Here is a 2,675-nt window from a genome sequence, read left to right on the forward strand (position 1 = left end):
GTGGACAAGGTGGCCCTGTTCCTGGCGCCCAAGCTGGTAGGGGAGGGGCGGGGGGCGCTTTCGGGCTTCGCCGCCGGGCGCATGGACGAGGCGCTGGGCCTCGAGACCCGGCGGCTGGAGGTCCTGGACGGGGACATCTGGCTGGAGGCTCGCCCGGTCGGGTCTTGAACCGCTGGGCCGCGGCTGTCGGCCATCAGTGGCTTACGCGAGAAGCTTGCGAGGTGAGGATGTTTACCGGAATCGTCGAGGAAGTGGGGGTTATCCGCGAGGCCCGCGAGGTGGGCGGGCTGTGGCGGCTGTTCATCGAGGCGGGTCGGGTGCTGGAGGGCACCGCGGCCGGGGATTCCGTCGCGGTCTCGGGGGTCTGCCTGACCGTGGTGGAGCTGGGCGCCGGCGGGTTCGCCGTGGAGCTGGCGAAGGAGACCCTCCGCCGCACGGCGGCGCGTTGGGCGGCGGGACAGCGGGTCAACCTCGAGCGCTCATTGGCGCTGGGCGGCCGGCTGGGCGGGCACCTCGTCACGGGCCACGTGGACGGGCGGGCCCGGGTGGTGGGGGTGAACCGCGAGATGGGGGCCTGGGACGTCTGGCTCGAGGTGCCGCGGGAGCTTTCGCGCTACGTCGCCCCCAAGGGCTCGGTGGCCCTGGACGGGGTCTCGCTGACCGTGGCCGGGGTCCGTGGCAACCGGTTCTGGGTGACCCTGATCCCCCACACCCTCGAGCTCACCACCCTGAAGGAACTGGCGCAGGGGGACGAGGTGAACTTCGAGGCCGACCTGCTGGCCCGTTACCTCGAGCGCCTGGTGGCCGTGCGGGGAGGGGACGATGCTTAGCCCGGTCCCCGAGCTTCTGGAGGAGCTCAGGGCCGGCCGCCCGGTCATCCTGGTGGACGACGAGGAGCGGGAGAACGAGGGCGACCTGGTCCTGCCCGCCGAGCACGTGAGCACCGAGTGGATGGCCTTCATGATCCGCTACACCGGGGGCGTGGTCTGCCTGGCGATGACCGAAGCCTGGGCCGACCGCCTCGAGCTGCCCCCCATGGTACGCGACAACACCGCCCCCCGGGCCACGGCCTTCACCGTCTCCATCGAGGCCCGCGAGGGGGTGACCACCGGCATCTGTGCCGCCGACCGGGCCACCACCGTGCGCCTGGCGGCCGAAGACGGGGTGACGGCCGCGGACTTCGTGCGCCCGGGTCACGTCTTCCCGCTGCGGGCCAGGGATGGCGGGGTGCTGCGCCGCGCGGGCCATACCGAGGCCAGCGTGGACCTGTGCTGCCTGGCCGGGCTCAAGCCGGTAGCGGCCATCAGCGAGCTCATGCACGACGACGGCACCATGATGCGCCTGCCGGCCCTCCTGGAGTTCGCCGGTCGGCACGGCCTGAAGGTGGGCGCCATCGCCGAGCTGATCCGCTACCGCCTGGAGCGCGGCGACCGCTACGTGACGCGCGAGGCCGAAGCCGCCCTGCCCACCCGGTTCGGGGAGTTCAGGGTCGTCGGGTACCGCGACACCCTCACCGGCCAGGAGCACGCCGCGCTGGTGATGGGGGCGGTCACGGACGGCGGGCCGGTGCTGGTGCGCGTGCACTCGGAGTGCCTCACCGGGGACGCCTTCCACAGCCTGCGCTGCGACTGCGGCTTCCAGCGCGACCTGTCCCTGGAGCGCATCGCCCGGGAGGGCCGTGGGGTGCTGGTCTACCTGCGCCAGGAGGGGCGGGGCATCGGCCTCATCAACAAGATCCGGGCCTACGCCCTGCAGGACACCGGCCTGGACACCGTGGAGGCCAACCTGGCCCTGGGCTTCCCCCCGGACCTGCGCGACTACGGGGTGGCGGCGCAGATCCTCCGCGAGATGGGCGTTCGCCGGTTGCGCCTCCTGACCAACAACCCCCGCAAGGTGCAGGCCCTCCGCGGCTTCGGCCTCGAGGTCCTCGAGCGCGTGCCTTTGCGGGCGGGGGATAACCCCCATAACGCGAAGTACCTGGAGGCCAAGCGGGAACGGCTGGGCCACTGGCTCGGGGATTGAGGGGCGGGGCGTTCCTCGCCCGCGTTGTCCGGGATTGACAGGGGGGGAGGAGGGGCACGATAAGCTAGGGGCGTGCAATCCTACGTCTACGCCTACCGGGGCGGCCTGATCGAGAACCGCCACCGCGTCTCCCTCGCCGTCGTCAACCCCGCGGGCGAGCTGCTGGCCTACGGCGGCGACCCCCAGCTCAGCGCCCACCTGCGCTCCTCGGCCAAGCCCTTCCAGGCGCTGGCGCTGTACCTGAGCGGGGCCGTCGAGCGCTTCGGCATCACCCCCGAGGAAGTGGCGCTCACCTGCGCCTCCCACGACGGCACCCCCCGCCACGTCGCGGTGTCGGCGGCCTACCTGCGAAAGATCGGCCTCGAGCCCTCCGCCCTGGTGTGCGGCGTCCACCCGCCCTTCTCCCGCTCCGCCCGCAAGGCGCTCGAGCAGGCCGGGGAAAAGCCCACCGTGCTGCACAACAACTGCTCGGGCAAGCACACCGGCATGATGGCGGCGGCGCTGGCGCTGGGCACGAGCCCCCAGGGCTACGAGCAGCCCACCCACCCCGTGCAGCAGCTCAACCTGCGCGTCCTGCGCGACCTCAGCGGCGCGGGGGAGGTGCCCTACGGCGTGGACGGGTGCAGCGTCCCCACCTTCGTGCTGCCCCTGGC

At 72.6% G+C, this 2,675-nt stretch carries 3 protein-coding genes; all 3 read left to right on the forward strand.

From position 1 onward, the window contains the following. Nucleotides 1-227: 227 nt before the first annotated feature. Nucleotides 228-830 carry a riboflavin synthase gene (locus Mterra_RS20380; RefSeq protein ID WP_119316761.1) on the forward strand — a complete coding sequence of 201 codons (603 nt, stop codon included), beginning with the start codon at nucleotides 228-230 and terminating at the stop codon, nucleotides 828-830. Then, nucleotides 823-2,022 carry a bifunctional 3,4-dihydroxy-2-butanone-4-phosphate synthase/GTP cyclohydrolase II gene (locus tag Mterra_RS20385; RefSeq protein ID WP_119316762.1) on the forward strand — a complete coding sequence of 400 codons (1,200 nt, stop codon included), beginning with the start codon at nucleotides 823-825 and terminating at the stop codon, nucleotides 2,020-2,022. Before Mterra_RS20380 ends, Mterra_RS20385 begins: the two co-directional genes overlap by 8 nt. Nucleotides 2,023-2,094: 72 nt before the next feature. After that, nucleotides 2,095-2,675, forward strand: a 581-nt coding sequence (locus tag Mterra_RS20390; RefSeq protein WP_147372984.1) for an asparaginase, incomplete at its 3' end; no start/stop codon positions are given.

It is taken from the genome of Calidithermus terrae (genome assembly GCF_003574345.1).
In the GTDB taxonomy this organism is placed as follows: Bacteria; Deinococcota; Deinococci; order Deinococcales; family Thermaceae; genus Calidithermus; species Calidithermus chliarophilus.

What these genes read in the sequence shown, in the direction of transcription:
- Mterra_RS20380 (WP_119316761.1), top strand. Translation starts at nt 228, where the DNA reads ATGTTTACCGGAATCGTCGAGGAAGTGGGGGTTATCCGCGAGGCCCGC.
- Mterra_RS20385 (WP_119316762.1), top strand. Translation starts at nt 823, where the DNA reads ATGCTTAGCCCGGTCCCCGAGCTTCTGGAGGAGCTCAGGGCCGGCCGC.